Below are 26,408 nucleotides of genomic sequence, written 5' to 3'. Positions count from 1 at the left end.
CCAGATTTACCGAGCTGCGGTCACTTCAATTTCAACCAAAAGGTCTGGAGCGGCCAGTGCGGCCACAACAAGCGTGGTCACCGCCGGGGCTTGGCCCTGGTTCCATCGCGCCTGGCGTATCTCGGACAGGATCGGCAAGTTTGCCACGTCGGTCACATAGTAAATCACGCGCAGGACATCGGGCAGGCTCATGTCCGTGTCGGCCAGAAGGGCCTCAACATTGTCCATCGCCTGGTGGCACTGACGCTCGAAACCTGCGCAAGTCACTCCATCGGCTGCGACGCCGATTTGCCCAGAAAGGAACACCAAATTCTGCGGTGCGAAAATGTGCGTCCCATGCGCATAGATACCTTGGTATTGCTCTGGCACAGCGCGCAGGGTGTCCGGTGACAATTGGCTGATCATGTTTTCAGTCCCCTCTGGTGTTGATCGATGTTTGCAAGGGACGAATAGGCCCGCACAACCGGCAGGACGAACAAAAAATGCGGGCGACACATCAGCCCGTTTGTTGGCTCAGTCAATTCTCATCGACAATTTGGCCAAAGCCTCCGTTTTCGACACATTCCGTGAAAGTGCCAGAGCAAAGCCTGAGAAATGCATATGCAGTCCTGCCTTCCACCTTTGGGAAGGTTCGTTGCCATCACGGCGCTACAGTCGATCTGAACTTCTGTTGTGTCCAACTTGTAGAGACCCGGCGACCGTCTGATGCAGTCTTTCAAAAGCCTTCACATCCTTTTGCGCCAAGTCAGCAAAGGCTGGTTTGTCCAGTGTTTCTGCTGTCACCCAATCATCACTAAGGTTTCAAAGAGTGACAGCATCGGAAAGGCATGCCGGCACCCCCGCCCGCATCCTTACGGATATGGGTAGTGATGCAGGCGTGGATGACAGCGGGTGTATCTGTCATGCGATATCCCGCGCTGCCCCTGACACTCGCACTGACGCGCCTTTGATATCATCCAACGTGACGTGGATTAGGGATGGGCTACCCATGTCTTCGCCCTGGCGAATTGTAAAACGGCCTCCATGCGGCCAGCTACTGTCGCGCAGATACCCTGCAAACGCTGCTGCCGCGGCACCCGTTGCCGGGTCTTCGAACACGCCGCCAGAGGCAAAGGCATTCCGTGCGTCGAACGTTTGATTGTCCTTTATACAGACCAGCATGATGGTCACAAGACTGTGCTCGCGCATCACGTTTCGTCCCATGTCCAGGTCATAATCCATGGACGCAAGCCGGGCGCGGTCATTCAGCGGCAGTACAACATGGTCCGCACCCCCGTGGATGCGAGCAGGTGGAAGTCGTGGATCCAGGTCATCCTCTGTAAGCTTGAAGAGCGCCAGAACATCTCGCATTTCAGAGCCGGACAATGCACGGCTTTTGGTCGGCGGCGACGCGAGAGTCGCGACCATCCCACCCTGGGATGCTTCGGCCTCAACCGTAATTGTTGCGTCGTTCAGTGTCAGTGAATAGGTGCCAGCACCGTTGCGTTGGCCCAACGCCGCCCCTAGTGCAATCGTTGCATGGCCGCAAAACGGCACTTCGGATTCAGGCGAGAAGTAGCGGACCCGCCAGTTATTGCCGGTACCATCCTGCTGAACGGCAAAAGCAGTTTCCGAGTATCCGACTTCAGCCGCGACCCGCGCCATATCTGCGTCCGCAACCGCGGTTTGCAACAGAACGACACCCGCGGGATTGCCCCCTTCTGCACCCTGGCTAAATGCTGCAATTCGCTGAATATCCATCAATATCTCCTCATGTCATGTGGCGTGACAATACCGGGTGCCGCGGCAGCTCGTCCCGAACAAATCAATTGCGTTTGGCTGAAAAATCTTTCATCTCGATGGTATTTCGGATAAATTTTTTGCATGTCGAAATTGATTGATCAAATTGACTGTCAGATTGTGGAAATTCTGAAGGCCAATAGCCGCACGAGTCTGGCGGAGGTTGGCAAAGAAATTGGATTGTCTGGACCAGCGGTTGGCGAGCGACTGCGCAACTTGCAGGAACGGGGCTATATCTCGGGGTTTGGTGCGCAAATAGACTTGCGCAGTTTTGGATACACCATTCAAGCGCTGGTCAGGATAAAACCCCGCAGCGGTCAGTTGCATATCGTGGAACAGATGCTTGAACAGCAACCGCGTTTCATGTCGTGTGACCGTGTCACAGGCGATGATTGTTATGTTGCCCGTCTGGTTCTGCGGGATGTGGCAGAGCTGGATGAGATCCTGCTGCCGTTCCATGATCGGGCGGAAACGCATACCTCAATCGTCAAATCGACGATCATTGAAAACCGGCTGCCGCCGCTAACCCCCACAAGCTGATCCCTTGGGCTCGGAGCCTGGGATCTATAGCCCTTGTTCACATCGTTCATACACTCAAGCCAAGCGCGAAGCCGACGGATCTTTTGCGTGTGGCGATGACTGTCGGGTTTTTCCATCAGCGCCTTTGGGTGCAAATAAGCTGATTGCTCGACGGAGAGGTTTTGGCTCATCTTCAAAGACCGGGAGGGACCAGTCCTGTGATTTGTGGACGTCTTCATTCTAATTTTGGGGGAAGGGGGCCATCATGGACACGAGCGATTTCAGTGGCGATTTCAAGCGGGCCGTGGCGGCTCAAATCACGGGGCTTGGTTCTCCTGTTGCTGTGGTCTCGAAGCGTCCGGGTGTCAGCGCTCATTCACCTAATGCGTGGAAGAAGAAATTCTTCGATCCGAATATGAGAGCAATCAAGTTGTGTTACCGCAAATTTGACCGCGCTAGATCATGTTGATCTAATAGCGGAGGACCGTTACCGCCATTATCCCCGACCCATCGGATTCCGGTTTGGTTTGGTTTTCTCGCAAACCTTGATGTGATTTGGGAAAGGTATTTTTGCGACCTGTGATCGTTAATCTATCCTTATATCAAAACGCTGGGCTGCTTTTGCTAAACGAACCAATTGTACCTATTGACCACAACCGAAAATGCTTGAAATGGGGCGGTGGTTCGAGACAATTTCTTCTGGCGTATGGCGCTTCGCGGACGTTCAAGCTCCTCCATTTCTCTAAAAATCTTGCGGGTCACTTAATTGGGCGAGGGGCAGATCTCACCGGCGATCAAATCGCTGCAGTCGAGCACGATTAGTGCCTCACGATTTGAGTTGTGAGCAGTCCAGATTGGAAAATGACCTGCTGAATTTGCGTAAATGCTCTTTCTAGCTGAAGGCTTTCAAGTTTTAAATAAATTTCTGAAACATTTCTTTTAAGTATTATGAATTTTGCTATTAATTTATTATAAAAGATGAAATTTTGATTATTTCACACGTATTTTGTATTTTTGACGTCTTCTGTTTTGTTAATTTTACTTGGAAATTTCGTTCAGAATTGAACTTGCGTATTTACCTTTTCTAAAGTTAATGAAACGTGGGCTATTTATAAGGGTAAAAAACTGTAAACGGTGGGAGTGCAAGTCTAGTTAAAACCGCCAATGTGCAGAGTGCCCAGGAATGAACGAGATCGTGCGGATCGCCCCAGCCAACGTCTCCAACAACGCAAACGAAGATGTAGCAGATGGACTTCTGGTTGTTACACGTCCAGACGCGCAGCAGAGCATCGTCACGTTTCTTGCGTCCGGCCAACTGGTTGATTTCAGGCAAATCCTGAGCGAAGACATTTCCTTCATCAGGATCGATGGCGACCTGCAGATGATTTTCCCTGATGGAGGAACCGTCCTCATCCAGAATTTCTTCGAGGGTGACGTCAATTCACAAATCGCCTTGGTGGGAGAAGGCGAGACGCTCTCTATCGATGAATTCACGGCGATCGCCAATCTTCAGCTTGCCGACGAGATCCAGACTGCATCGGGTGAAACAACCAATCTTGCAACGGCTTTGGGCGGGCCGCAGGGAAGCGGCCAGGCCTTTGAAGACGTCTCGATTGGGGATCTTGGCGACGGCTTGAGAGTTGCCGACCTTTTGACGGGTGAACCGCCGGAAAGCGATGGCGCGGGCGCGGACGAGCTTTTAACCGGCGATGGGCCGGAAAGCGATGGCGGCAGCGCGGACGACGAGACACCGGATTTGCCAAATTCGGCTCCGGTCATTGGCGGTGCGGTTGAAGTCTCGCTCGACGAGGCCAATCTGGCCGACGGAACGGAGCCCAACGGGGCCGGAGATCTTCCCCTGACGTCCTCCGGCGATTTGGGTCTCAGTTTCGGCCAGAACGCCGGAACGATCAACGAGATCAGTCTCTTATTCGATCAGGACAACCTCCCGGCAGATCTGACGTCTGACGGCGTGCCCTTGGAACTGACCTTCTCGCAGAACGCAGCTTCTCCTGGCGGTGAGTTCTTGACCGCAACAAAGACCGACGGCTCGGGCGAAATTGTTTTTACTGTCGAACTCATCGTCACCGGCGATGTTCAAGATTTCGGCGGAGCCTACGAAATCATCCTTTATGAAAACCTGGATCATGACGGCGCGAACCAGGGTACCAGTCTGCCTCTACTATTCGGCTTCACCACCACCGATTTCAATGGCGATTCTGCAAGCTCCACACTGACGGTGAGTGTAGATGACGATACGCCAGTGATCGCGGGGAATATCCTTGGGGTGGTGACCGAAGAGGCTGATGCGAGCACGGGCGCGTTTACCACTGCAACGGTGACCGGTTCGCTTGGTATCAACTGGGGAGCGGACAGTTGGGACGAAGGCCAGGGTACGGTCTCCGATGGCATTGACCGTCAGGTCGGCCTCAACGTCACCGGCGGTGTTGCGGTGGTTACGGCCGGCGGCACGGCTTTGACGTCCAACGGGGAAGCGGTTCTTGTCGTTATCACCGGCACGAGTACGGACGGTTCGGTCACATCCATCGAGGGCCGCACCGCTGGTGACCGTCTTGTGTTCAGCCTTAGCCTTGATGATGGCTCTTCGGCTTCTGACGAAGGCAGCTACAGCTTCACCCTGCATGACAATGTGGACCACCTTGATCAAACCGGCTCTGGCGGTGAGGACGAAAGCGACGCTCTGACACTCAGCGCCGACTTCACCGCGACTGACAGCGACGGCGACAGCGTGACCGGCAGTTTCGCCGTCGTCATCAACGATGATGTGCCTGACCCGCAGTTTGTACTTCTGGACTCGACCCCGACACGTCGTGATCCGAGCCCAGGTACCGTTCGCGTCGATGAGACGTCCGACGGTGAGCAGCACAGCGACAATGTGTTCGATGAGACCACAGGGGAATACGATCAGGATGTGATCGATCTTTTCGCCAACGTGCTCAACAGTGCTGGTGGTGTTGGCTCCGACGACGACCTTCTTCCATTCGGTCCGATCTATGCACGGGACACCGTGATTGATGTGGGCGCATCACTCGATGCCGGTGCCGACGCGCCGATCCAGGATCAGTCGCTTGAATTGGTGCTGGTGGATGCCGCAGGTGCCGATTCAACGGGCCCGGTTTCGTCCGGCCTCTACACAACGGGTGAAGCAGACACCGGCCCAGGAGAGGAGATCTTCCTCTTTGTAGAGGGGGGTCTGATCGTTGGCCGGTATGATGACATTGGCGCTACTGCGGACGCAAACGACCCAGCCGCTTTTGCCATAGCCATTGAAGATGATGGCAGCATCAGCATTGCCCAGTATGTGTCGCTTTGGCACGACGATCCCGACAGCTCTGATGAAGACATCGCGATTGGCAACGACAGCACGGTTAATCCAGGTTCGGTTTGGGCCCAGCTCACGGTAACCGACGCTGACGGCGATACCGTTTCAACACGCGAGGACATCAGCGACCGGATTACCTTCGACGATGACGGGCCCGATCCCATTGAGCCCAACCCCTTCGATCCTGTTGAAGTTAATGAAGCAGATAGTCTGGAGACCATAGTCAGCGGGCAGCTCCAGTTTGATCCAGGTGCCGATGGTGCAGTCGTAACCAACGCAGCAGTGTTCTCGGATGATGATGGCTTCGTCAGCCGCGACGACATTTTTCTTTCCAGCTTTCCGTTGATTGAAGACACTGACTATTTAACGGTCGGCGGCGAACGGGTAACCACCGACGTAAGTACGAACACTGCCACCGGGGTGATAACAATCATCGGTAAGACGGAGACCTCACTGCAAAACGTCTTCGAGGTCGTCGTTCGGCCGGAAGGTAGTTATGATTTCACGCAGCTGGCGGCTTTCGACCACCCCGATCCGGGGACAGGCGACAATGATCCCATTGATCTGTACTTGGACTTCACTGTTACCGATGGCGACGGAGATGTTGAAGGAGATCTGACGGATCCGCTAGGGAGCGAATTTTATGAGATCATCCGCATCACCGACGATGGCCCGGAGCTGACTGACGTCGCGGTGACGGCGACGGTGGACGAGGCGGGCGCGCCAGTCATCTTCGACGACCCCGCGGTGACCAGCGCGGACGGTTTCGGGGCGTCCGTCGCCGTTTTTGAAAACTTTTTGCTGGTAGGGTCGCCGCGCGACGAGCGCAATGGTAGAGATTTCGGCGACGTCCATCTTTTCAATCTGGCCACCGGCGACCTTGTCCACACATTCGACGGCGCCGGTTTCAGCCGTGGAAGTTTCTTTGGTGGACCGCAGTTCGGCGTTTCTGTCGACATGGAAGAAAACCTTATCCTTGTCGGCGCTCCTTTTGATGCCCAGGGCGGGCCCCGTCAGGGCGAAGCTCACTTGTTTGACGCAACGACAGGCGACCTGATCACGAGCTACGATGCGCCGTTGTTCAACGGGGTGTTCCGTCCCGGAGAAGCTCTGTTTGGCTCCGATGTGGCCATATCGGGTAATCTGCTGCTGATTGGCGCCGTCGGGGTTCCTGACGGGGGGACAAGAGGCGGGCAAGCATATCTTTTCGATGCCAGCAACCCGAGCAACCCGGACCCGTCAATTTTCATCAGAAACCCGAACCCTTCGAGAGAAGACCGGTTCGGCGATGCGGTTGACATCGACGGCGATTTCCTCGTCGTCTCCGCCCCGAGCAACGGCACATCCGTGGGCGAGGTGCACCTGTTCGATACCGCAGGCAACTTCATCCTGTCCTTCACTGACCCTAGCCCGAACAGTCTGGACTTTTTCGGGTCCGATGTCGCGATCCAGGGCAATCTCGTGGTGGTCGGCGCGCGAGGGGACGACACGACCGCGCTAAATGGTGGCCAAGTCTATCTGTATTCCTTTGATGAAACGACCGGTACGTCCCAGCTGCTTCATACTTTCGATGACCCTGAACCCGTCCAGGCCGGCTTTTTTGGGTTTTCCGTCGCCATCGACGGCAACCAGGTCGTTATCGGCGCGTCGGCCCGCGACGCGGGTGGAAATGAAGGCGGCCGCAGCTATGTTTTCGACGCAACGACGGGAGACCTGATCCAAACGCTGGAGGACCCGACGCCGTCCTCATTCGGCAGAGATGACATGGGTGCTTCGGTTTCAATCGAGGGCAACACCATCGCCGTTGGTGCGCCGGGAGACGCAACGCAGGGTTCGGATGTCGGCCAGGTCTATGTGTTCCAGGCAGGCACAGGATCCTTCATCGCCACGCTCGATCTCGCGTCTACCGTCGATTTCGGCGTCGACGGCGGCGGTTTCTCGCTCCAGACGTTTGCAGCGCAGGACTTCGGTTTACTGACTGCCGGCGGCACTCAGGTGCGCATCGTCTCGGACGGCACAACCATCAGCGGCTTCGTCGACGACGGTACGACCGATCCGGATAACGGCACACTCGACGATGATGACACAATCCTCTTCACCCTGACGCTCGACGGAACAGACGCCGTTTTCACTTTGCTCCAGCAGTTCGACCACGGCACCGACGACCCGATCGCGCTTGAGTTGGGCCAGTTCATTGATGCCTCCGACGGCGATGGCGACGCAGTCACGCTGACCGGCCTGGTGACGGTAAATGTCGCCGACGACGTGCCGGAAATCGTTGCGACCCTCGTTGAAGACGGCGTCATCAACGCGGATGTCCTGCTGACATCCAGCGCGGACGATAACGGTATCAGCGGTTCGCTCGGCATCGATTTCGGTGCCGACGACGGCAACAATGGCAGCAACGGAACGGGTGACCGCTCGGCAACCTTCACCGACACAACGACCGCTGAGAACAATGTGACGGTGACCGACGGTACAGGTACCGGCACTACCCTCACGTCGAATGGCGCCTCGGTAAGTTTTGACTTCGTGAACGGCACCCTTGTGGGCTACACCGGCGCCGATCCGGACGCCAATCAGGTCTTCACCGTGTCGCTCGACGACACGACGGTCGAATACACATTTACGTTGCTGGCCAATCTCGACACACTGGCGGTCCCAAGCGCCGCGGCCAATGAGATCAACCTGACATTCAACATCACGGCGACAGACGGCGACGGCGACAGCGCCACGGGCGAGTTTTCCGTAACCGTGACGCATACCGGGCTGGTGCGGGTGTTCGACGGCACGACGAACGCCCTGAAAGCGACTTACACCACGATCCAGGACGCCATCGACAATGTCGGCACCTTAGACGGCGACACGATCCTGCTCGGGCCCGGCACCTACGATGAAGACGTCACCGTCGACAAGGATTTGACGATCCTTGGCGCTAATGAAGACGTTTCCGGAGACGATGCGTCGCGCGGCACGGAAAGCGTGGTCACCGGCTCTTTCACCTTTGACACAGGCTCAGAAGACAGCACGATCGATGGTGTACATATCCTGCAGGATGCATCGGCAGGTACGACGCCCGGCATTTACGTCGTGGCGGACGATATCACCATCACCAATATGCTGATCGAGCGCACGGGCGGTTTCGGCAATGCGCGCGGCGTGCTTAACGAAATAGGCGATGCAGACGGGCTGGACGTCAGCAATTCAAAGATTTCAGGCTTCACGACCGGCATCTTTCTCAATCCGGGCTCGAATGCAACGATCACTGACAACGTTCTGCAAGATAACTTTGTCGGCCTGGCAAATGACGGTGCCGATGCTGATGCTATTTCCGGTAACAGCTTCATGGACAATCAACTTGAGCAGATCGGCATCGGCGTTGAGACTTCTGGCGCAACGGATGTCAGCGCAATCGTCAGCGCCACCAACACCTTTACTGGCGACGTGCCGGAGGTCAGCATCTACGATAACAGCGCCGGTAATGACGATATCACCGGAACGGGTTTCAACGACCAGGTTACTCTTGGCGCTGGTGATGACACGATCGGCACCGGTGCCGGCGACGACACGATCTTTTGGACGGTTGGCGATGGCCGCGACATTGTCGATGGTGGCACCGACATAGACACCTTTGATGTCACCGGCGAAGCGTCCGCCGATGAGACCTTCTTCATCGAGACGGTAACCGACTACAACATTCGGACCGGCCTTGGCGGCTTGCTCGATGCCGACACGGAGATCGTGGTGTCGCGCGGCCTGGCCGGGCCGACGGGCGCTTCGACCGTCATCGCCGAACTCGACGGCATTGAAGACATTGACGTCAATGGCCTTGGCGGTGCCGATAACTTTGTTGTTTCCGGCGATTTCACCGGCACTGATCTCGATCCGACGACGATCACGATCAATGGCGGCGGGGATGGCGATACCGTCGATGCGTCCGAAATGACGAGCAGCCACAGTGTCGTGTTCAATGGCAATGGCGGCGGTGATATCTTCCAATCCGGTGCTGGTGACGATTTCTTCGATGGAGGCGAAGGCTCCGACAGCATCTCCCTGACCGGCGATGCAGCGGACTATGTCCTGACCATAAATGCCGACGGAACAATCACGATCAAAGATACAGTCGTCAGCCGTGACGGCGCCGACACGATCACGGACAGCGTTGAGGTCATCAATTTCGATGATGTGATGATCACCCTGACAACGCCTGACAGTGACACTTTTCAGAGTTATCTAGACGCGCTTGAGGCGGCGATTGGTAGTGGGGGGGCTTCGTCCGACTATGTGCGTGTTCTCGAAAGTGGTTTCGATTTACTCGTTCAATTCAATACAGCTGGTACCGGCTTGGATGCCGATTTTGTGACCGCATACACCTTGGCGGGCGCAGCCGACCCGGCCATCGTGGAGTTCGCCACCCTTGGCTTCTCATTTGGAGGCCAGACCTACACGATCGACGATGCCGGTCTGTTGGTGACAGTCTCCGACCCGATCATTCTCGATCTTGACGGCGATGGCACTGAGCTTCTCGCCGGCCCGGTGGTCTTCGATATTGACGCTGATGGAACGGCTGAGACCATCGGCTGGGTTGGCCCCGATGACGGCATGTTGGTGGTCGATCTTGACGGATCCGGGGCCATTGAAAACGGATCGGAAGTGTTCTCCGAAGTTTTCAACGATGGTTCTTTCGCGGACTCTCTGGAAGCGCTGGCCTCGCTCGATGACAATGGTGACGGCATGATCGACACTCAGGATGCCGCATTCAGCGACATCAAGGTCTGGCAGGATGCCAACTCCGACGGTTTCAGCCAGGCGGGTGAACTCCAGAGCCTGTTCGAACACGGGATCTCTTCGATCGATCTCAACGCAGGCAAGGTCGACCGGGCCGTTGACGGCAATACAGTCTTTGCGGAAGGCACCTACACCAAGGTGGACGGTTCTGAGGGCGTTTACACCGGCGTGAGCTTCGGCGCTGCTAACGATGACACCGCCGACACCGAAGCCGACACTAACCGCCAGTCCGCGGCCGTCGCGGCCGGGGTTGCGATGGTGCTCTATGCAGCGACTGCGGAGGAGGTCGCCGCGGGCCTTGCTTCCGTCGATATCAAGGGCGATACGTCCATCGGCAGCGTCGACATCAGCGAAGACTTCACGGTAACCTACACACCGGCTGACGGATATCACGGCAAGGATGTAGTCGAATTGGAGCTGGTCTTTGCGAAGGGCACTACCGTGACGCGCTCGATCGACCTGGATGTCCTGTCGGACGAAACGCCTCTGACGACCTCTACCGTTTCCAACAGCGCGGAAGCGCCCGGAACGGTCGTTAACGGCGCGGACGCGTCCGGCGATAACGGTGGCACACCTGAAGCTACGGTAACGGTGACTGTCGCCGGATCTGTCATCACCGGGGACGATGGTGGCAACATCCTGGTTGGCTCCAACGGCGACGACATTCTCATCGGTGGTCTCGGGTTCGACACGCTGACCGGAGGTGCAGGCGCCGACACATTCGTGCTCAACTCCCTGGCCGAAGCCGACATCATCACCGATTACACCTTCGGAGAAGGCGACAAGCTCGACCTTGGCCAACTGCTCGCCAACGCTTTCGGTTCAGCGGCCGATGCGGCTGAATACATCCGAGCCCAGCGCGGTGAGAACGGTGAGCTTCGCGTTGAAGTCGGCAAAGAAGGCGATCACGCCTGGCAGGAAGCCGCGACGCTCCAGGATCACGCATCGATTGGCGACACGATCCGGGTGGTGCTCGACACCGAGGGCACCGAAGCAAACATTGCCGTCAACGCGGCCTGAGCCGAGAGCGCTCAAGGCGTCGAAAAAACTTGGCAGCTTCAGCCCTGCGGCCTGCGAAACCGGCGGATTTGGTCGCCAGATCATCCGGATAGTCTCCGCAAGACTTTAGTTTTTGCAGAAACGAGATGAAACTGGGTAGGTCGGTATGCGCAGCCGGGGCTGTCCATTTCAGCGTTCGACTTTCGCAATGTGTACCCTGGTCTTGCTGAGTTTCTGACACGAATCTCAGGCTACTCTTTCGTTAAAAATCGAAAACTATCCCTATTTGGATAAGCCAGAGCAGGCTTATCGCTTAGGGAATGCTGACGCCGATTCTCGCACCACTCAACGAAGTAGATCTATGCCATGTCATTTTCCGTTGGCGAATTGGCATCAGGTCAGCTAAGTCGACTTACCGCATCAAGCCTTGCGATACCGGGTTCTTGAAAGTCGCTCCGCAAAGATTTGCCGACTTTGGTTCAAGCCTGAATATGACAGTATTTAAGGAGCTAGCCATCAGCTTCCGGCTGCGCTCGCGATTAGTTTCCGGGCCGCGCGCATGCCGGCAATCACCTGGTTCTGGCCGCGCACAAGTTCTGTGCGCGAAAACCCTTGCAGGTCAACGGGCCGCTTCGCGATCTTCGTTGCTTCTTCCAGAGCAGGCAGCGGCGGGATTGTGAGGGCCGGATCGTGGCGGAAGCGTGCGCTTCTGTTGAAGTTGAGCGGTACCAGAATACGCGCCAGCTCCTGGATCACGGTATTTGCCGTTTCTTCGGAAACTCTGCCCTGATCAACACGAGCGTAAAAGCGGTCCAGATCTTCGGCAAGGGTGGTGGTGGCGACGCTGCAAGCTGACAGATCGAAAGCGTCCCCCGCCTGCTGCTGATAGTCGTCAATCGTTGCTTGGAACTCGCGGGCTGTTGCCCGCCAGTCCATTGGCAGCACTGATGCATTTGCATTTCTGAAGACTGCAAGAAGATAGACTTTGATGTCCCGCAGAAGGATGTCTTTGTCGGCAATTTCCAGCGTGTCGTTTTCCGTATGCCAGGCGATGTTCATACCGCAGCCGCCAACGGCATAGTAGCCGAGCTCCTCCCTGTGAGCGTCTGTCATTGCGGACGACAACATCAAGTAACTGGAGAGGCCAATGTCATTGAACGAGTAGTCGCCCGCCCGGTGCGGCCGCTCGGATTGAAGTTCCTTGCCGGCAACTTCTCTGATGACCTGGGCCAGGAAGTCATGGGCTTCAGACATGACCGATACATGGATGAATTCCGTCGCCCACCGGCAACCGGGACTGTCGCAGTTCACCTGAGCGACGCAGTTCTCATCAAGATCGAGCGCGAATGTATCGGAGTACCAGGTCGATCCCGCGTATCTGCCAGTCGAATGGCCGGGCCACCAGCAGATTTTCACCGAGCGCCGGAGTTTGTCGCGGTTGGCCCAAAGTACACGGGCTATCTCAAGCATGGTCGCATCGCCGGTTGCATTGTCCCCCACGCCCACATCCCAACTGTCCAGGTGACCGTGCAACAACACATATTTTTCCGGTTCTTCCGTGCCTCTGATTGTGATTTCGGGCAGCTTGGAGCGGAACCAGCCCTCCTCCATCTCCGTTATGATTGTGGCGCTCTTGCCGGCCTGCGCCATCTCGATGAGTGTTTTGCCGCTTTCCAAGTTGACGGCGGCAGCCGGAATACGCGGCTTGCGGTCCAGATCAGCCGTCCCGGGAATTCCCCAGATCGTGGTGCAGATACCCCAGTGAATGTCGACCCCGGGGTTGATGGCGATTACGCCGACCGCACCGCAGGCCTCCATCAGAGAAATGATGGCCGGGCTTGCGAAACCTTCGGTCAGGACAATTTTGCCGCGCACCCGTGCTTCCATGTCGGGGCCCGCTTCAAGCTGGCTCTCGAACGCGTCTTCCTCGTCCATGTTCGTGGTGCCGGGAATATAGACAAGGTCCCCTGTGAACCCGTCCCTTGCATCGGCGCTGAACGCAGGCGGCTTGGCGCGGAATATCTGGCCGTCCGCTTCAACCCGGGCCTGTCCCGGCAGGCTCAAAAAGAGGTCCGGTTCGTGGACCCTGACTTCAACACCATGTGCTTTCAGCCGGGAGACAACTTCGTCCATACCTCGGTTCACATCATCAGGATGTTCGCGTTTGAAGGTCGAAAAACTTTCAACCAGTGCCCAGGGTTCATCGATGGTGACTTGGTCAAGCAGTTTGGTCTCGGCGGCATTCATGGGAGGTTCCAGTGTTTTACTCATTGAAACAATGTAGCGTAGAATAAAACACTAGCAGCAATTCGCTGTGCGCCGCAACCCGTGCGTTCAACGGAATGCGGCATGCGTGAATTGGGGGCGCGTCTTGCTGGAAATGAAAAAAACTGTCAGCTAAGGGTCAGGCGTTTTGAGATCTCGTCCGCGGCCTCGACAACTTTTTCGATGTAGCTTGCCCGCCGCACTTCATCCAGGCGGGCTGATGCGCCGGCGACCGAGATGCCCGCGATGATTTCGCCGGCCGTGTTCTGGATCGGTGCGGCGACGGAAAAGGCGCCGTCGTCCAGGTCGTTGATCGCCACATTGTAGCGGTTCGAGCGAATGAGCAGGAGAGCTTCGCGCAACCGCTCCGGGTCTGTGATCGTATGGGGGCTGAACCGCTCGAGCGGACCCTCGAGTACACGATCGCGAATACTGGGTTCTGCATAGGCCAAAAGCACCATGGACGCACCACCTGCATGCAGGGGGCCGCGCCGTCCGGTTTGTGCGAAAAGACGAATGCTATGAAGGCCCTCACGGGTTGCGATTGCGACCGATGCGGTTCCTTCTCGTGCAACCAGGTTTACATTTTCACCCGTTTCGTCCCTCAGGGTATCCATAACAGGACGCGCCACCTGCAACAAAGCGCCTTTGCGTCCAACGCGTTCGCCAAGCAGCGCGATGCGGTAGCCAAGCGAATAGATTGCTCGCTCCTCGTCACGCTGAACGTAACCGTCTTCTTCCAGGGTCTGGAGCAGCCGGAACGCGATGGATTTGGTTACGCCAAGCTTTTCTGCGAGAGCTGTCGTGCCAATGCCGGGATTGTCACCCAAGGCTTCCAGAACTCTAAGCGCGCGGGCCACTGCATCTATTCGGTAAGACTTCCGTCCGGCTGCATCAGTTGCTGTCGGTCCTGCCATTTTCTTCTCTGCACTCTATTGATTTTAATTTTCGATGTGTTTTACTGATTGAAGTATATCAAAAATGTTTCACTGAATAAAACAAAATATGCATGCAAAGACGTCAGTGGTGATCATTTTTTATGCAGATGGGTGGTGAGGGCAGGTGGTCAGTCACGCGCGCCGGGAGGACCGGCGGTGGTTTCGCCCAAAATGAAACGGCCTGAACGCTCTTGCGTCTAGGCTCAGGAACAGGAGAGCGACTTGAAGACATTTCTCAAAATTGCCGTCGGGAGTGTGCTGGGCGCATCGCTTTATGCGACATCCGTTGCCGCGCAGGACCCGATCCGCACGATTCACCTGTTGTCGCGGCCTCAGGCGGCTCAACCTGCCGAGTTTCAGGCGATCCAGCTGATCGCACAGGAGTGGCGCAAGCTGGGTCTCGATGTGGAGATTGACGTCATGCCCTGGTCGCAGATGGCCGACACGGTCTGGTACAACCGGAATGACTGGGATGTGACGGCCTGGCAGATGACGGGGCGACCCGAGCGTTCTGACCCGGATGAGATCATCTACAACCTCTTTCATTCTTCGACTGCCGAAAAGGGTTATAACTTCATCGGTTATAACAACCCAGAATACGACAAACTGGTAGAAGAGCAGCGGATCACGGTCGATCCTGAGAAGCGTCAAGCGCTTGTTCTCGAGGCGCAGAAGATGCTCGACGCCGATCAGCCGAATATGATGCTCGTGCATCCGCAGCAGGCTTTCGCCTTTGACAAGAACGTGTTTGACCCGGCGTCCGTTGTCGACCAATCTGGAATTGGCATTCGCAGCTACTGGACGTGGTTGTCGTTGGCGCCGATCGGCGAGCAGAAAGACGTCATCGTCAACAGCTCGGACAATGTGATTGCCGTAAACCCACTTTATATTTCGGGTGTCACCGACAATTGGCTGACCGAACTCATCTATGACCGCCTGTTCCGTGTCGGACCGGATGGCTTGCCCACGCCCTGGGCGGCCGAAAGTTATGAATGGCGCGGCGACACCACCATTGCAGTTACACTGCGCGATGGCCTGAAGTTCCATGATGGCCAGCCGGTCACAGCTGAAGACGTGGTGTTCTCCTATCAGGCGACCACAGGTGGCGAAGCGCCCATGTACGCTCCGTTTGGTCAGAATGTGACCAACATCGAGGTCGAAGGCGACAATACTGTCGTTTTCACCCTGGCGACGCCGTCAGCCTCGTTCCTGACTTCCAGCCTTGCCAAGATCAACATCATCCCGAAACATGTCTGGGAACCGATCCTCACAGACTTGTCTGCCAAGGAAGAGAACGCGGAATCCTATCAGGAAGACACACCGATCGGGTCAGGCGCCTTCAAGTTCGTGCGCTGGCTGCCAAATGAAGAGATTGTGCTTGAGGCCAATGCCGTTCACTTTAACGCACCCAAGGCCGAACGCTTTATCTTGCGGATCGTTCCGAATGCAGAGGCCGCTCTCGGCATGCTTCGCTCAGGCGAATTGAACTTCCTCACCGACTTTCAGGGGGATCCGCAGGTTCTCATCACGGCGGCTGAGGAAGACGGCGACCTTGAAGTGGTTTCGACCGTTGATATCGGTTTCCGGTATGTGGCCTTCAATCTTCGCCGCCCCCCGTTTGACGACCCTGCGTTCCGCCGGGCCCTGTCCAGCGCCGTGGACCGCCGTCTGATTGTCAATGCCGCTTTCAAGAAGTTCGCGGTGCCGTCGAACTCAGTCGTTTCCCCGGCGCTTGAATACTGGCATGCCGCTGATGTTGTCGATGGCTTCAAGGCCGGTTCGGATGTCGCCAAGGGTATTCTTGAAGAAGCAGGTTACGGCGGTATCGGAGACCGCCTGACCTATCCGGAAGGCGTTTCGGAAACACTTGCGAAGTAACGCGTTGACATAAGCAGCGCGCGGCCCGCTTGAAAAGTGCCGCGCGCTATCTTCCAAAAAGTCTTGGACATTTTCTTGCTGCTTTTGCCGGTGGCCTTTCGGGACGTGCGATGAATTCACTTAAGCCTCTGCTCATCAGAACGCTGCAACTGGCGCTGGTCCTTTGGGCTGTGGTGACCATCCTGTTCCTGATGTTCCGCTTGATGCCGGGCAGTCCGCTGGCCGCCTATATCGACCCTACATTTACTGAGGAGCAGCAACAGGCGCTCATCCGCCAATTCGGTCTCGATAAGCCATTGTGGCAACAGTATTTCGCATATCTGGGAAACCTGCTTCAGGGCGAACTCGGGTATTCTTTCCGGTATCGCGCACCTGTTGCGGAACGTATCTGGCTGCTGCTGCCCAACACGCTTGTGCTGACTTTTTCCTCCCTGATCGTGGCATATGCTTTTGGCATTCTGGCAGGAGCCTGGCTGGCGTGGCGGAGAGGTTCCCGAGTGGAAGTTGCTGCCTTGCCTGCCGTGCTTGCGACCCGGGCTATGCCGGAATTCTGGCTCGGCATGGTCCTGCTGGCGATTTTCTCGTTCTCGCTCGGGTGGTTCCCCGCGGGCGGGACGAGATCTGCCGGTACCGACTACAGCAGCCTCTGGGCGCTTTACACATCGGCGGATTTTCTGTCTCACCTGATTTTGCCCATGCTGACACTGGCAATTTACTCCCAGGGGCTGCCGCTGCTTTTGATGCGTTCCAATATGCTGGATGTGATGAAAGAGGATTTCGTCACCATGGCGAAGGTCAAGGGTCTGTCGCCCTCTGCCGTGGTCATACGTCACGGAGCTCGCAATGCGCTGTTACCGGTGATCACGTCCTTTGCCATCGCTGTCGGATATCAGCTTCAGGGCAACGTGGTCGTCGAAAGCGTGTTTTCCTGGCCTGGCCTGGGCCGTGAACTGGTCGCCGCCGTTCTGGCTTCCGACTACCCGCTGGCTCAGGGTGCTTTCCTGATGATTGCCATCGTGGTCATAGCCATGAACCTCATTGCGGATCTGCTCTATACATTTCTTGATCCAAGGATTTCCCATGCCTGAAACGGCGGTACAGAAACACGAAAGCGGCATCGCCCGTATCTTTGCCGCAATTCGGTTGCCTGTCGGCGATCCTTTCGCACTGGCCGGACTGGTGATCTATGCGGTCTTTGTCGTGACAGCAATATGCGCACCATATATCGCGCCATATGACCCTTCAGAAATCCTCTATACCGCTGATTACGACCTCGCATCCGATCTGTTTCCCGGCGCTGAAGGCCACATCCTGGGAACGACCTCGCTTGGCCGTGACATCTTCTCCCAGATTGTGTGGGGCGCACGTTCTGCCTTGCTGGTTGGCTTCACCGCTGCGTTCATGGTGGCCTTTATCGGTTCCATTGTCGGCTTGCTGGCCGGTTATTTTGGCGGATGGGTCGATGCCGTTCTGATGCGCCTTGCCGACGTCGCGTTCGGCATTCCGTTTCTCCCGTTTGTCATCGTGATTTCCGCCTTCTCCGAGCCTTCTATCTGGAACACGGTTATCGCCATGGGGCTTGTCCTTTGGCGCGACACGGGCAGGGTGATCCGTTCGCAGGTGCTTTCGCTCCGCTCGCGCGGTTACGTGGAGGCTGCGCGGGTCGTCGGATCGTCGGACCTGAAAATCATTCTGCGTCACATCACACCCAATATTCTGCCCCTTTCCTTTCTCTACGGCTCGATCGCGATCGGCTGGGCGATCCTGACGGAAGCATCGATCAGCTTTTTGGGTTTCGGTGATCCGGACGCCATCAGTTGGGGCTTTATGCTGCAGGATGCTTTTGCAAGCCAGGCGCTCGCCCGGCAGGCCTATTACTGGTTCATACCTCCTGGCCTTGCCATCATTTTGGTGGTGAGTGCCGGTTTCTTCATTTCGCGCGGATATGAAAATCTGCTGTTTCCAAAGTTGGGGCGCTGACATGACCGGACCACTCTTGTCGGTCAGAGATGTGACCATTGCCTATGAAGTCGGAACGCTCGACATCGTTGCCGTCAGCAAGGCCCGCTTCGATGTGCCTCAGGGCTCCATTGTTGGGCTGGTTGGTGAGTCCGGTTGTGGCAAAACCACGATGGCGCGTGCACTAACCCGGGTGATTGCGGACAACGCCCGGATCGCTGATGGGCAGATGCAGTTCGATGGTCAGGACATCGTCTCCCTGTCCGAACGGGATATGAACGCGCTGCGCTGGCGCGCTATCGCTTTTATTCCTCAATCGGCAATGAACTCGCTCGATCCTGTTTACCGGGTCGAATATCAGATTATGGAAGTTCTGCGAGACCGCGGAGGTATGAGCAAATCCGCAGCGCGTAAGCGTGCGTTTGAACTCTTCGAAATGGTGGGGATCGATCCGGGGCGCTTGCGCGATTTTCCTCACCAGTTTTCCGGCGGCATGCGCCAGCGTGTGGCAATCGCGCTTGCCTTGGCCCTTCAGCCGAGACTGGTGGTCGCAGACGAGCCGGTCACCGCGCTTGACGTCATCATCCAACGCCAAATCCTGGACCAGTTGCGCAATCTGCAGCGGGAGCTTGGTCTGTCCGTCATTCTAGTTACGCACGATATATCTGTGGTGGCGTATATATGTGACCGCACGGTGGTGATGTATGCCGGAAAGGTTGTCGAGGATTGCGATACCGCGACCCTTCTGAGTGAACCGCTTCATCCATATACAATGGGTCTCAAAAACGCGTTTCCCGATCTCCAATCGGCGGGAAGCGGCGTACTGACCCCTATTGCCGGCAGCCCTCCGGATCTTGCCAGCCCGCCATCGGGGTGCCGATTTGCAGCCAGGTGCCCCTTTGCCCTCGATCAGTGCCGGACGGACGAGCCGCCGCTGATCGAGGGAGCTCCAGGCCATTTCGTTGCCTGTCACCGCGTCTCCGAGGCTCCAGCTTTGCGGGAAGACGCCAAGATGCCTGCTACCTGGGGGACGGCGGCATGAGTGAAACCATCATCGAACTGAGCAACGCCCAATTGCACTACAAGATTGGCAATGCGGTTTCCGCCATGATGGGCCTGTCGACGACGGTCAAGGCAGTCGACGGTGTGACCTTTTCCCTCAAGAAAGGCGAAAGTGTCGGCCTGTTGGGTGAGTCGGGATGCGGCAAGACGTCCATGGGCCGGATCCTGGTGCGGCTTGAAGAAGTAACCGGCGGGTCCGCGCGGTTTGAAGGGGAAGAAATCAGGGATCTGAAAGGTGCCGACCTGCAACGGTTCCGCAGCCGTTCGCAAATGATTTTTCAAAATCCGTTCGATGCAGTGAACCCGCGTTATTCCATCCGCAAAACGCTTGAAGAGCCTCTTGCCAATGCCAAGGTCGAACGCGGCTCTTGGCACCAGTGTGTGGTCGATGCTCTGGCCCTCGTGGGGCTTGGTGATCCCGAGCAATTCCTGGAAAGGTTTCCCCATCAGCTTTCGGGAGGGCAGCTTCAGCGGGTCGTCATGGCGCGTGCCCTGATCCTGGAGCCTGATTTTGTCGTCGCTGACGAACCGGTTTCCATGCTCGATGTTTCGGTGCGTGCGGGTGTTTTGAATGTCTTTCGCGACGTGCGCGACCGTCTGGGTCTGACGGCTATCTATATCAGCCACGATCTTGCCCTGGTGCGCTACGTGTGTGAGCGCACCATCGTCATGTATCTTGGAAAGATCATGGAGGATGGCCCAACGGAGGACATCGTCCACACTCCCTTGCACCCTTACACCCAGGCTTTGGTGGCGGCGGTGCCCACACCCAATGTGGACCAGAGCCATGATCCCCTGCCTATCGGCAGCGGAGCCCCCGATCCGCGTAACCCGCCTTCCGGCTGTGTCTTTCGTGATCGTTGCCCGAAAGCCCAATCCCGGTGCGCCAGCGAAGTTCCCACGCCGCGCCGAATAGATACGCGCCTTGTCGCCTGCCATTTCGTGAGCCCGTGATGCTAGCAGCCTATTACACCCAGACAGGTGATGCGGCTGAGGTTCTTCAGCTTGGAAATCGCCCGGTGCCTTCGCCCGGCGAGGGAAATGTACGCGTGCGCGTCATGGCGTCGGGAATAAATCCCGCAGACACCAAAAGGCGCGCGGGATGGAACGCCTCTTCCATGGCTCATCCTTTGATCATTCCGCATTCGGACGGTGCGGGTGTGATTGAGGCTGTTGGGGAAGGTGTTTCTTCCCAAAGGATCGGAGAGCGGGTCTGGCTTTGGAATGCGCAGGGCGGCTACGGCGAAGCGGGGCGCGCTTTCGGGACGGCCGCTGAGTATGTGGTCCTGCCATCACCGCAGGCCGTTCGGTTGCCCGATGATACGGGCTTCGAAACCGGAGCGTGCCTGGGTGTTCCGGCATTAACGGCCTGGTTGGCGTTGCTGGGTGCCGGAGGCTTAGCTGGAAAGACGGTTCTTATACAGGGCGCCGCTGGCGCCGTCGGTCAGATCTGTGTCCAGATCGCGGTGACGCATGGCGCTAAGGTCATCGGCACGGTGAGCTCAGAAGATGGAGCGGCCGCGGTAGCCGCATTCGGTGACGTCGTGGTGATCGACCGGCATCGACAGGAGGTTCCGGCAGAGGTGGTCCGTGAAACGGCCGGTGCAGGCGCTGATCTCATTGTGGAAGTGGACCTGGCTGCCAATCTTGAAATTGATGCCGCCTGCCTAGCGTCCCACGGAGCCATTGCCAGTTATTCCTGCAGTTCAAACCCGGCGCCGGTGCTGCCCTATTATGCCTTTGCCGGGCTTGGTGCGCAGATCCGTTTCATTCAAGGCTTTCGGCTCACGGCCGGTCAGCGGACCGAAGCCGAAGCAACCATCACAAGAATGCTTTCCGAGGGCACATTGTCGCCCAGCATCGGCGCAACTCATCCACTGTCTGAAATAGTTGCCGCGCACGCCCGCGTCGAAGCCGGCGGACTGGGGCAAACGGTGCTCACACTTCCCGCTCTGACTGGAGTTGATCATGAATAAGCAAACGCGCGTGATTGAACAGGCGCTCTGCGATCCTGTCTCGCTTGAGATCATTCGCGGCGCGATCGCCGCCGCCCAATCTGAAATGGAAGCGCTTATAGAACGCACCGCCATCTCGGCGTTTATCCGGGAAAAGAAGGACTTCTACACCGCGTTGTTTGACGGAAACGGCACCATGGCGGTGGGGTCGATGGTTCCCATTTTCGGGGATATGACACGCCCCGTTCTTGAAAAGTTTCCCATGGAAACCATGCAGGAAGGCGATGTCTACTGGTACAACGATTGCTACGGTTCCTACGGCGCGATTTCCCATTCCAACGATCAGGTTTTGCTCGCTCCGGTTTTTCGCGACGGCAAGGTGCGGGCCTTTGTGATGAGCTGGGCGCATTTCGCCGATATCGGCGGACTGCGTCCGGGGTCCATTAGCCCCGATGCGACGGATATTTTTCAGGAAGGGATCATGATCCCGGTGACCAAAATGATCGAAGCGGGCAGGGTCAATCAGGCCGTCCTCGACATCTTTCACCGCAATTCCAGATATCCCGATCAAAGCATTGGCGACATGCGTGCCCTGATGGCTTCTGTCGAGCTGGGTGTGCGCAGGGTGGGTGAAATTCTGGACCGGTTCGGACCGGCCATCATGGAAGATGCGCTTGCGCAGCTCTTGCAGCGTACCCGGAAGCTTGTGCGCGGAAAGCTGGCTGAAAGCTTTGACTACGGTACGCATAGCTTTACCGATGCGATTGATACGGACGGGCACGGAAACGGGCCGTTTCATATGCGGTTTTCGCTCACCCGTGCCAAAGGCGAGGACGGAGACGACGTTTACAGCTTCGATGCCCGCGAGAGCGACGATCAGGCGCCGGGGCCAATCAACTACCTGATGAACAAGGGCGTTCCTGGTATGGCGCTCGGTCTCTTCTATCTAGGGGGAGATCCCAGCCAGGTTTGCAATGCGGGCGGGCCGAATGCTCTGGACGAGGTGCTGTTTCGAAAGGGCAGTTTTTTGCAGCCGGAGTACCCGGCTCCGCTTGGGCTGCGCGGTCTCACCGCCATGCGGATGATTTCCGCCATGTGCGGGCTCTTGAATGCCGGGGAAGGCGAGGCACCGGCTGCGAACTCCGCCTATGTGGTCAACATCATGCGCGGCAAGTACCGGACAGTGGAAGGCAGGCTCGAACCCTATCTCCTGGCAGACGGGATCGGCGTTGGCTATGGCGCGCGCTCTACGGCCGATGGGATCGATGCCGTCTACTTTGTCGCCCAGGAGAACTACCCGGTCGAATTTCTAGAAGCCGGTTACCCGGTCACGATGCGGGTATACGGGATCGCAACGGATTCCGGCGGCGCAGGACGTTATCGGGGCGGTTGCGGAATTGTCCGGGAATATGAAATCCTCGCAGAGGAAACCATGGTGGCGATCCGTATCGACAGCGTCAAAAACCCGCCCTGGGGTATCCATGGCGGCAAATCGGGACGGCACGGTGTTGCGGTTGTCAATCCGGGAACCGAGGCGGAAATCCGCCTCGATCCGCTCTCCGACGGCAACATGCTGAAAAGGGGAGATATCTTGCGCATACAAACCGGGGGAGGGGGTGGTTACGGCCACCCGTATGACCGCCCGGCAGAAGAGGTGCTGCGCGACGTCCTCGGAGGTTTCGTCACCCAGGAAGCAGCAATAGGCGAATATGGCGTTGTGATCGAGGAAGGTGAACTCGACCATCTGGCGACGCAGGCGCTACGCAATGATCGTCCGGAAGTCCGGCGTTTTCACCGTCAGGAGTATGTCGATGCCTTCGTTTGACGCGACACTGGATCCATCCTACGCCGTTGCGGTCGATATCGGCGGCACGTTTACCGATATCTCGTTGCTGGATCGCAATTCCGGCTCCATGTGGCGGGCGAAAACGCCGTCGGTCCCTTCCGATCCTTCCCAAGCCTTTATGACCGGGGTCCGGAGTGTGATGGAGGATGCCGGCATCAGCGCGAAGGACCTGTCCCGCGTACTTCATGGCACGACCGTTGCCACCAATATGATCCTTGAAGACAAGGGAGCCAGAACCGCGCTTGTGACGACACGCGGTTTCCGGCATGTGCTTGAGATCGGGCGCCAGGATATCCCGCGCCATGCAAATCTCTTCACCTGGGTCAAACCTGCACGCCCGGTTCCGGCGGATAGAATTCATGAGATTGCGGAGCGGATCGGAACCGGCGGAAAGGTTCTTGAACCGCTTGACGAAGGCAGCGCGCAGCAGGTCGTTGACGCCCTGAAAACCCAGAATGTGGAAGCGGTTGCCGTTTGTCTGCTGCATGCCTACGCCAACCCGGTCCACGAAATCCGCGTGGCTGAAATTCTTAGAAATGCGCTTCCGGGCGTTGCCGTGACCTGTTCGACGGACGTTCTGCCGGTTGTCCGTGAGTTCGAACGATCTTTGGCAACTGTTTTGAATGCGAACGTCATGCCCGGTGTCTCCAGCTACATCTCCCGCTTGCAGGAACGATTGGACGATGCCGAAGCTGCGTCACCCTTGTTGTTAATGCAATCCAATGGCGGCGTGGCGGGAACCGAAGCAATCCGGGTCGCGCCGGCGTTGACCGCATTGTCCGGTCCTGCCGCCGGTGTTGTAGGCGCCGTTGATGCGGCTGCTGCCTGCGGTATTCACGACATAATCACCGTCGACATCGGCGGCACATCCGCCGATATCTGCCTCATACGGGATGGTGCCATTGCACTGACCCAGCAAGGCAAGGTCGGAGAATGGCCGCTGTCACTGCCCATGGTGGATATGGTCACGATTGGTGCAGGCGGTGGCTCAATTGCGGAGGTTACCAATGACACGCTTGCCGTCGGGCCGCATTCTGCAGGCGCGCGCCCGGGTCCGGCTGCCTATGGACAGGGCGGCCGACAGGCAACGGTCACTGATGCCCATGTAACGCTGGGCAACCTGCCACACGCTTTGCTTGGTGGCTCGATGTCACTTGATGTGGAGTCGGCCCGGCGAGTTGTCAGTGACAATGTCGCCAAGCCTCTAGGGCTCAACGATGAAGAGGCTGCACAGGGTATTCTTGCGATTATGAACAATAATATGATCGGCGCGGTACGGACCGTGTCGGTCGAACGCGGTCATGACCCGCGCGAATTTACGTTGGTTCCCTTTGGCGGAGCAGGGCCTTTGCATGGCTGCGCACTTGCTGAGCTTCTGGGCATTTCGCATGTGATGGTTCCTCCCGCGCCCGGACTGCTTTGTGCAGGCGGGTTGCTGGCGGCAGACATGAAAGCGGAGTTCACACGCGCGCTGCCCATGCCCGGACAGACGGATCAGGATGTTGGCGATGCGATTGTCAGTGAGCTGACATCCAAGGCTGAGGAATGGCTGGATACCGAAGGCGTCCCTACTGAGGAACGGGTGTTGCAGGCCCGCGCACTTTTGCGGTTTCACGGACAAGGTGGTGAAATTGCCGTCGACTGGGGCCTATCCGCGCCAGAAACGGAAAAGAACTTCAGAGCTGCACATGAAGCGCTCTATGGCTTTGTGCTCGACGCTCCGATTGAGCTGGTGACGCTCCGCGTGGAAGCGCTGGGCCGCACCGAACCCATCAAAGTGCCGGCGCTTGACCCGGCAACCAAACCTGACCCGCTTCAAACTCAAATGGTCCATTGGCCTGACGGGACGCTGGAAACGCCGATTTATGACCGGGCTGCCCTTGGCGCTGAAGTTGAAATTTTCGGTCCTGCGATCCTTACACAATTGGATACAACGTCGGTGATCTCGCCAGGCTGGACCGCACAAGTTCACGCCTCCGGTGCTCTTCTGCTGAAGCGGGACACCGCATGAACAAGGCGCTCTTCGATCACATCGATACAAATGCGGACGAGTTCGTGGCGCGCGTGATGGACTATGTCCGCCATCCTTCCATCTCCGCGCATGATATTGGAATTCGTGCGGTCGCCGGCATGCTTGTGAGGCATCTGGAGGGGTTGGGATTTGAAGCCGGTCTTGTAGAGACACCTGGACATCCGTTCGTTCTGGGGCGTTTCGATGTGGATCCGGCGAGGCCGACGGTATTGCTCTATGGCCACTACGACGTGCAACCGCCCGACCCTCTGGAGGCCTGGATAAGCCCTCCGTTCGAGCCGGCATTGCGGGATGGGCGGATCTGGGCGCGCGGCATCGGTGACAACAAGGGGCAGCATTTCGCCCAATTGCTGGCGATCGAAACGCATTTGAAAGTCCATGGCACATTGCCATGCAACGTGATTTTTCTGCTCGAGGGAGAAGAGGAAATCGGTTCGCCGCAAATCGCGAACTTCGTGAAGCAAAACGCAGACCGGCTTCAAGCAGATCTCGTGGTTACATCCGATGGCCCGCTGCATGAAAGCGGTCAGCCGGTCATCACGTTCGGAGTGCGTGGAGTTGCGTCCTTCGATCTGCTGGCAAAAGGCGCTTCGCGTGACGTGCATTCTGGCAACTTCGGCGGAGTGGTGCCCAATCCGATCTGGACGCTGGTGCAGCTTCTTGCAACCATGAAAGACGCGGACGGAAACATCACTGTTGAAGGCATAACCGAGCCGGTTATTCCGGCGACCAATCTGGAACGGGAGGTTATTTCCCGGCTTCCCGACGATGAAACCGCCGTGAAGGCGGACCTTGCCATCGATGAGCTGGACGGGCCGAGAGACCGGCCTTACTGGGACAGGTTGATGTTCCACCCCACTTTAACGATCAACGGGATCAGCGGCGGGTATAACGGCCCCGGCAGCAAAACGGTTCTCCCGAACCAGGCGATCGCCAAATGCGATATCCGACTCGTTGAGCCGCTGACGCCCGACTATGTGTTCGAACGGGTGGAGGCGCATGTGGCGCGTTTTGCCCCGGAGGTCTAAGTTATCCGCCACAATGG

Annotated in this window: 16 protein-coding genes; 12 read left to right on the top strand and 4 right to left on the bottom strand. The window is 57.3% G+C overall.

All coding sequences use genetic code 11. The features are described 5' to 3' along the window. Window positions 1-6: 6 nt before the first annotated feature. Together Q0835_RS15850 and Q0835_RS15845 are read right to left on the bottom strand one after the other, a co-directional pair. Window positions 7-405 (bottom strand): RidA family protein, encoded by a 399-nt coding sequence (locus Q0835_RS15850; RefSeq protein ID WP_298962834.1) that lies wholly within the window; start codon window positions 403-405, stop codon window positions 7-9. 495 nt (window positions 406-900) lie between these two features. Then, window positions 901-1,740 (bottom strand): PhzF family phenazine biosynthesis protein, encoded by an 840-nt coding sequence (locus Q0835_RS15845; protein WP_298962831.1) that lies wholly within the window; start codon window positions 1,738-1,740, stop codon window positions 901-903. A 132-nt stretch (window positions 1,741-1,872) separates the two neighbouring features. Here Q0835_RS15845 and Q0835_RS15840 point away from each other — a divergent pair, with 132 nt between their 5' ends. From Q0835_RS15840 to Q0835_RS15830, 3 genes are all read left to right on the top strand, one after another. Then, window positions 1,873-2,319, top strand: coding sequence for an Lrp/AsnC family transcriptional regulator (locus Q0835_RS15840; RefSeq protein ID WP_298962909.1), 447 nt, complete (start codon window positions 1,873-1,875; stop codon window positions 2,317-2,319). A gap of 244 nt (window positions 2,320-2,563) precedes the next feature. Next, window positions 2,564-2,767, top strand: a complete 204-nt coding sequence (locus Q0835_RS15835; protein WP_298962828.1) for a hypothetical protein — start codon at window positions 2,564-2,566, stop codon at window positions 2,765-2,767. A 714-nt stretch (window positions 2,768-3,481) separates the two neighbouring features. Then, complete coding sequence (locus Q0835_RS15830) at window positions 3,482-11,449, top strand: DUF5801 repeats-in-toxin domain-containing protein (protein ID WP_298962824.1); 7,968 nt, start codon at window positions 3,482-3,484, stop codon at window positions 11,447-11,449. A gap of 495 nt (window positions 11,450-11,944) precedes the next feature. Here the strand turns inward: Q0835_RS15830 and Q0835_RS15825 are convergent, their stop codons facing one another. Then, complete coding sequence (locus Q0835_RS15825; RefSeq protein WP_298962821.1) at window positions 11,945-13,675, bottom strand: M28 family peptidase; 1,731 nt, start codon at window positions 13,673-13,675, stop codon at window positions 11,945-11,947. A 146-nt stretch (window positions 13,676-13,821) separates the two neighbouring features. Continuing rightward, window positions 13,822-14,610 (bottom strand): IclR family transcriptional regulator, encoded by a 789-nt coding sequence (locus Q0835_RS15820; RefSeq protein ID WP_298962818.1) that lies wholly within the window; start codon window positions 14,608-14,610, stop codon window positions 13,822-13,824. Between the two features lie 243 nt (window positions 14,611-14,853). On the opposite strand from Q0835_RS15820, the gene Q0835_RS15815 reads away from it, so the two are divergent. From Q0835_RS15815 to Q0835_RS15775, 9 genes are all read left to right on the top strand, one after another. Further along, window positions 14,854-16,509 carry an ABC transporter substrate-binding protein gene (locus tag Q0835_RS15815; RefSeq protein WP_298962815.1) on the top strand — a complete coding sequence of 552 codons (1,656 nt, stop codon included), beginning with the start codon at window positions 14,854-14,856 and terminating at the stop codon, window positions 16,507-16,509. A 110-nt stretch (window positions 16,510-16,619) separates the two neighbouring features. Further along, window positions 16,620-17,597 (top strand): ABC transporter permease, encoded by a 978-nt coding sequence (locus Q0835_RS15810; RefSeq protein ID WP_298962813.1) that lies wholly within the window; start codon window positions 16,620-16,622, stop codon window positions 17,595-17,597. Then, complete coding sequence (locus Q0835_RS15805; protein ID WP_298812672.1) at window positions 17,590-18,489, top strand: ABC transporter permease; 900 nt, start codon at window positions 17,590-17,592, stop codon at window positions 18,487-18,489. Before Q0835_RS15810 ends, Q0835_RS15805 begins: the two co-directional genes overlap by 8 nt. 1 nt (window position 18,490) lies before the next feature. Continuing rightward, the gene (locus Q0835_RS15800) at window positions 18,491-19,510 is read left to right on the top strand and encodes an ABC transporter ATP-binding protein (RefSeq protein WP_298962810.1); all 1,020 of its coding nucleotides are present in this window, start codon (window positions 18,491-18,493) and stop codon (window positions 19,508-19,510) included. Continuing rightward, window positions 19,507-20,484, top strand: a complete 978-nt coding sequence (locus tag Q0835_RS15795; protein WP_298962809.1) for an ABC transporter ATP-binding protein — start codon at window positions 19,507-19,509, stop codon at window positions 20,482-20,484. The genes Q0835_RS15800 and Q0835_RS15795 overlap by 4 nt, the downstream gene beginning before the upstream one ends. Further along, window positions 20,484-21,506: an NADPH:quinone reductase gene (locus tag Q0835_RS15790; RefSeq protein ID WP_298962807.1), complete on the top strand. Its 1,023-nt coding sequence runs from the start codon at window positions 20,484-20,486 to the stop codon at window positions 21,504-21,506. The genes Q0835_RS15795 and Q0835_RS15790 overlap by 1 nt, the downstream gene beginning before the upstream one ends. After that, window positions 21,499-23,310: a hydantoinase B/oxoprolinase family protein gene (locus Q0835_RS15785; RefSeq protein WP_298962804.1), complete on the top strand. Its 1,812-nt coding sequence runs from the start codon at window positions 21,499-21,501 to the stop codon at window positions 23,308-23,310. The genes Q0835_RS15790 and Q0835_RS15785 overlap by 8 nt, the downstream gene beginning before the upstream one ends. Further along, complete coding sequence (locus Q0835_RS15780) at window positions 23,297-25,342, top strand: hydantoinase/oxoprolinase family protein (RefSeq protein ID WP_298962802.1); 2,046 nt, start codon at window positions 23,297-23,299, stop codon at window positions 25,340-25,342. Before Q0835_RS15785 ends, Q0835_RS15780 begins: the two co-directional genes overlap by 14 nt. Further along, complete coding sequence (locus Q0835_RS15775) at window positions 25,339-26,391, top strand: M20/M25/M40 family metallo-hydrolase (protein ID WP_366142347.1); 1,053 nt, start codon at window positions 25,339-25,341, stop codon at window positions 26,389-26,391. Before Q0835_RS15780 ends, Q0835_RS15775 begins: the two co-directional genes overlap by 4 nt. The last annotated feature ends 17 nt before the right edge of the window (window positions 26,392-26,408 follow it).

The sequence above is a fragment of the uncultured Roseibium sp. genome (assembly GCF_947499295.1).
Lineage (GTDB): Bacteria > Pseudomonadota > Alphaproteobacteria > Rhizobiales > Stappiaceae > Roseibium.
This window is presented reverse-complemented; position numbering and strand designations above follow the sequence as displayed.

Bases quoted from the DNA above. Each gene is read 5' to 3' on its own strand.
- Q0835_RS15825 (WP_298962821.1), bottom strand. From the start codon at position 13,675: ATGAATGCCGCCGAGACCAAACTGCTTGACCAAGTCACCATCGATGAA.
- Q0835_RS15835 (WP_298962828.1), top strand. From the start codon at position 2,564: ATGGACACGAGCGATTTCAGTGGCGATTTCAAGCGGGCCGTGGCGGCT.
- Q0835_RS15820 (WP_298962818.1), bottom strand. From the start codon at position 14,610: ATGGCAGGACCGACAGCAACTGATGCAGCCGGACGGAAGTCTTACCGA.
- Q0835_RS15785 (WP_298962804.1), top strand. From the start codon at position 21,499: ATGAATAAGCAAACGCGCGTGATTGAACAGGCGCTCTGCGATCCTGTC.
- Q0835_RS15795 (WP_298962809.1), top strand. From the start codon at position 19,507: ATGAGTGAAACCATCATCGAACTGAGCAACGCCCAATTGCACTACAAG.
- Q0835_RS15830 (WP_298962824.1), top strand. From the start codon at position 3,482: ATGAACGAGATCGTGCGGATCGCCCCAGCCAACGTCTCCAACAACGCA.
- Q0835_RS15805 (WP_298812672.1), top strand. From the start codon at position 17,590: ATGCCTGAAACGGCGGTACAGAAACACGAAAGCGGCATCGCCCGTATC.
- Q0835_RS15810 (WP_298962813.1), top strand. From the start codon at position 16,620: ATGAATTCACTTAAGCCTCTGCTCATCAGAACGCTGCAACTGGCGCTG.
- Q0835_RS15780 (WP_298962802.1), top strand. From the start codon at position 23,297: ATGCCTTCGTTTGACGCGACACTGGATCCATCCTACGCCGTTGCGGTC.
- Q0835_RS15775 (WP_366142347.1), top strand. From the start codon at position 25,339: ATGAACAAGGCGCTCTTCGATCACATCGATACAAATGCGGACGAGTTC.
- Q0835_RS15845 (WP_298962831.1), bottom strand. From the start codon at position 1,740: ATGGATATTCAGCGAATTGCAGCATTTAGCCAGGGTGCAGAAGGGGGC.
- Q0835_RS15850 (WP_298962834.1), bottom strand. From the start codon at position 405: ATGATCAGCCAATTGTCACCGGACACCCTGCGCGCTGTGCCAGAGCAA.
- Q0835_RS15800 (WP_298962810.1), top strand. From the start codon at position 18,491: ATGACCGGACCACTCTTGTCGGTCAGAGATGTGACCATTGCCTATGAA.
- Q0835_RS15790 (WP_298962807.1), top strand. From the start codon at position 20,484: ATGCTAGCAGCCTATTACACCCAGACAGGTGATGCGGCTGAGGTTCTT.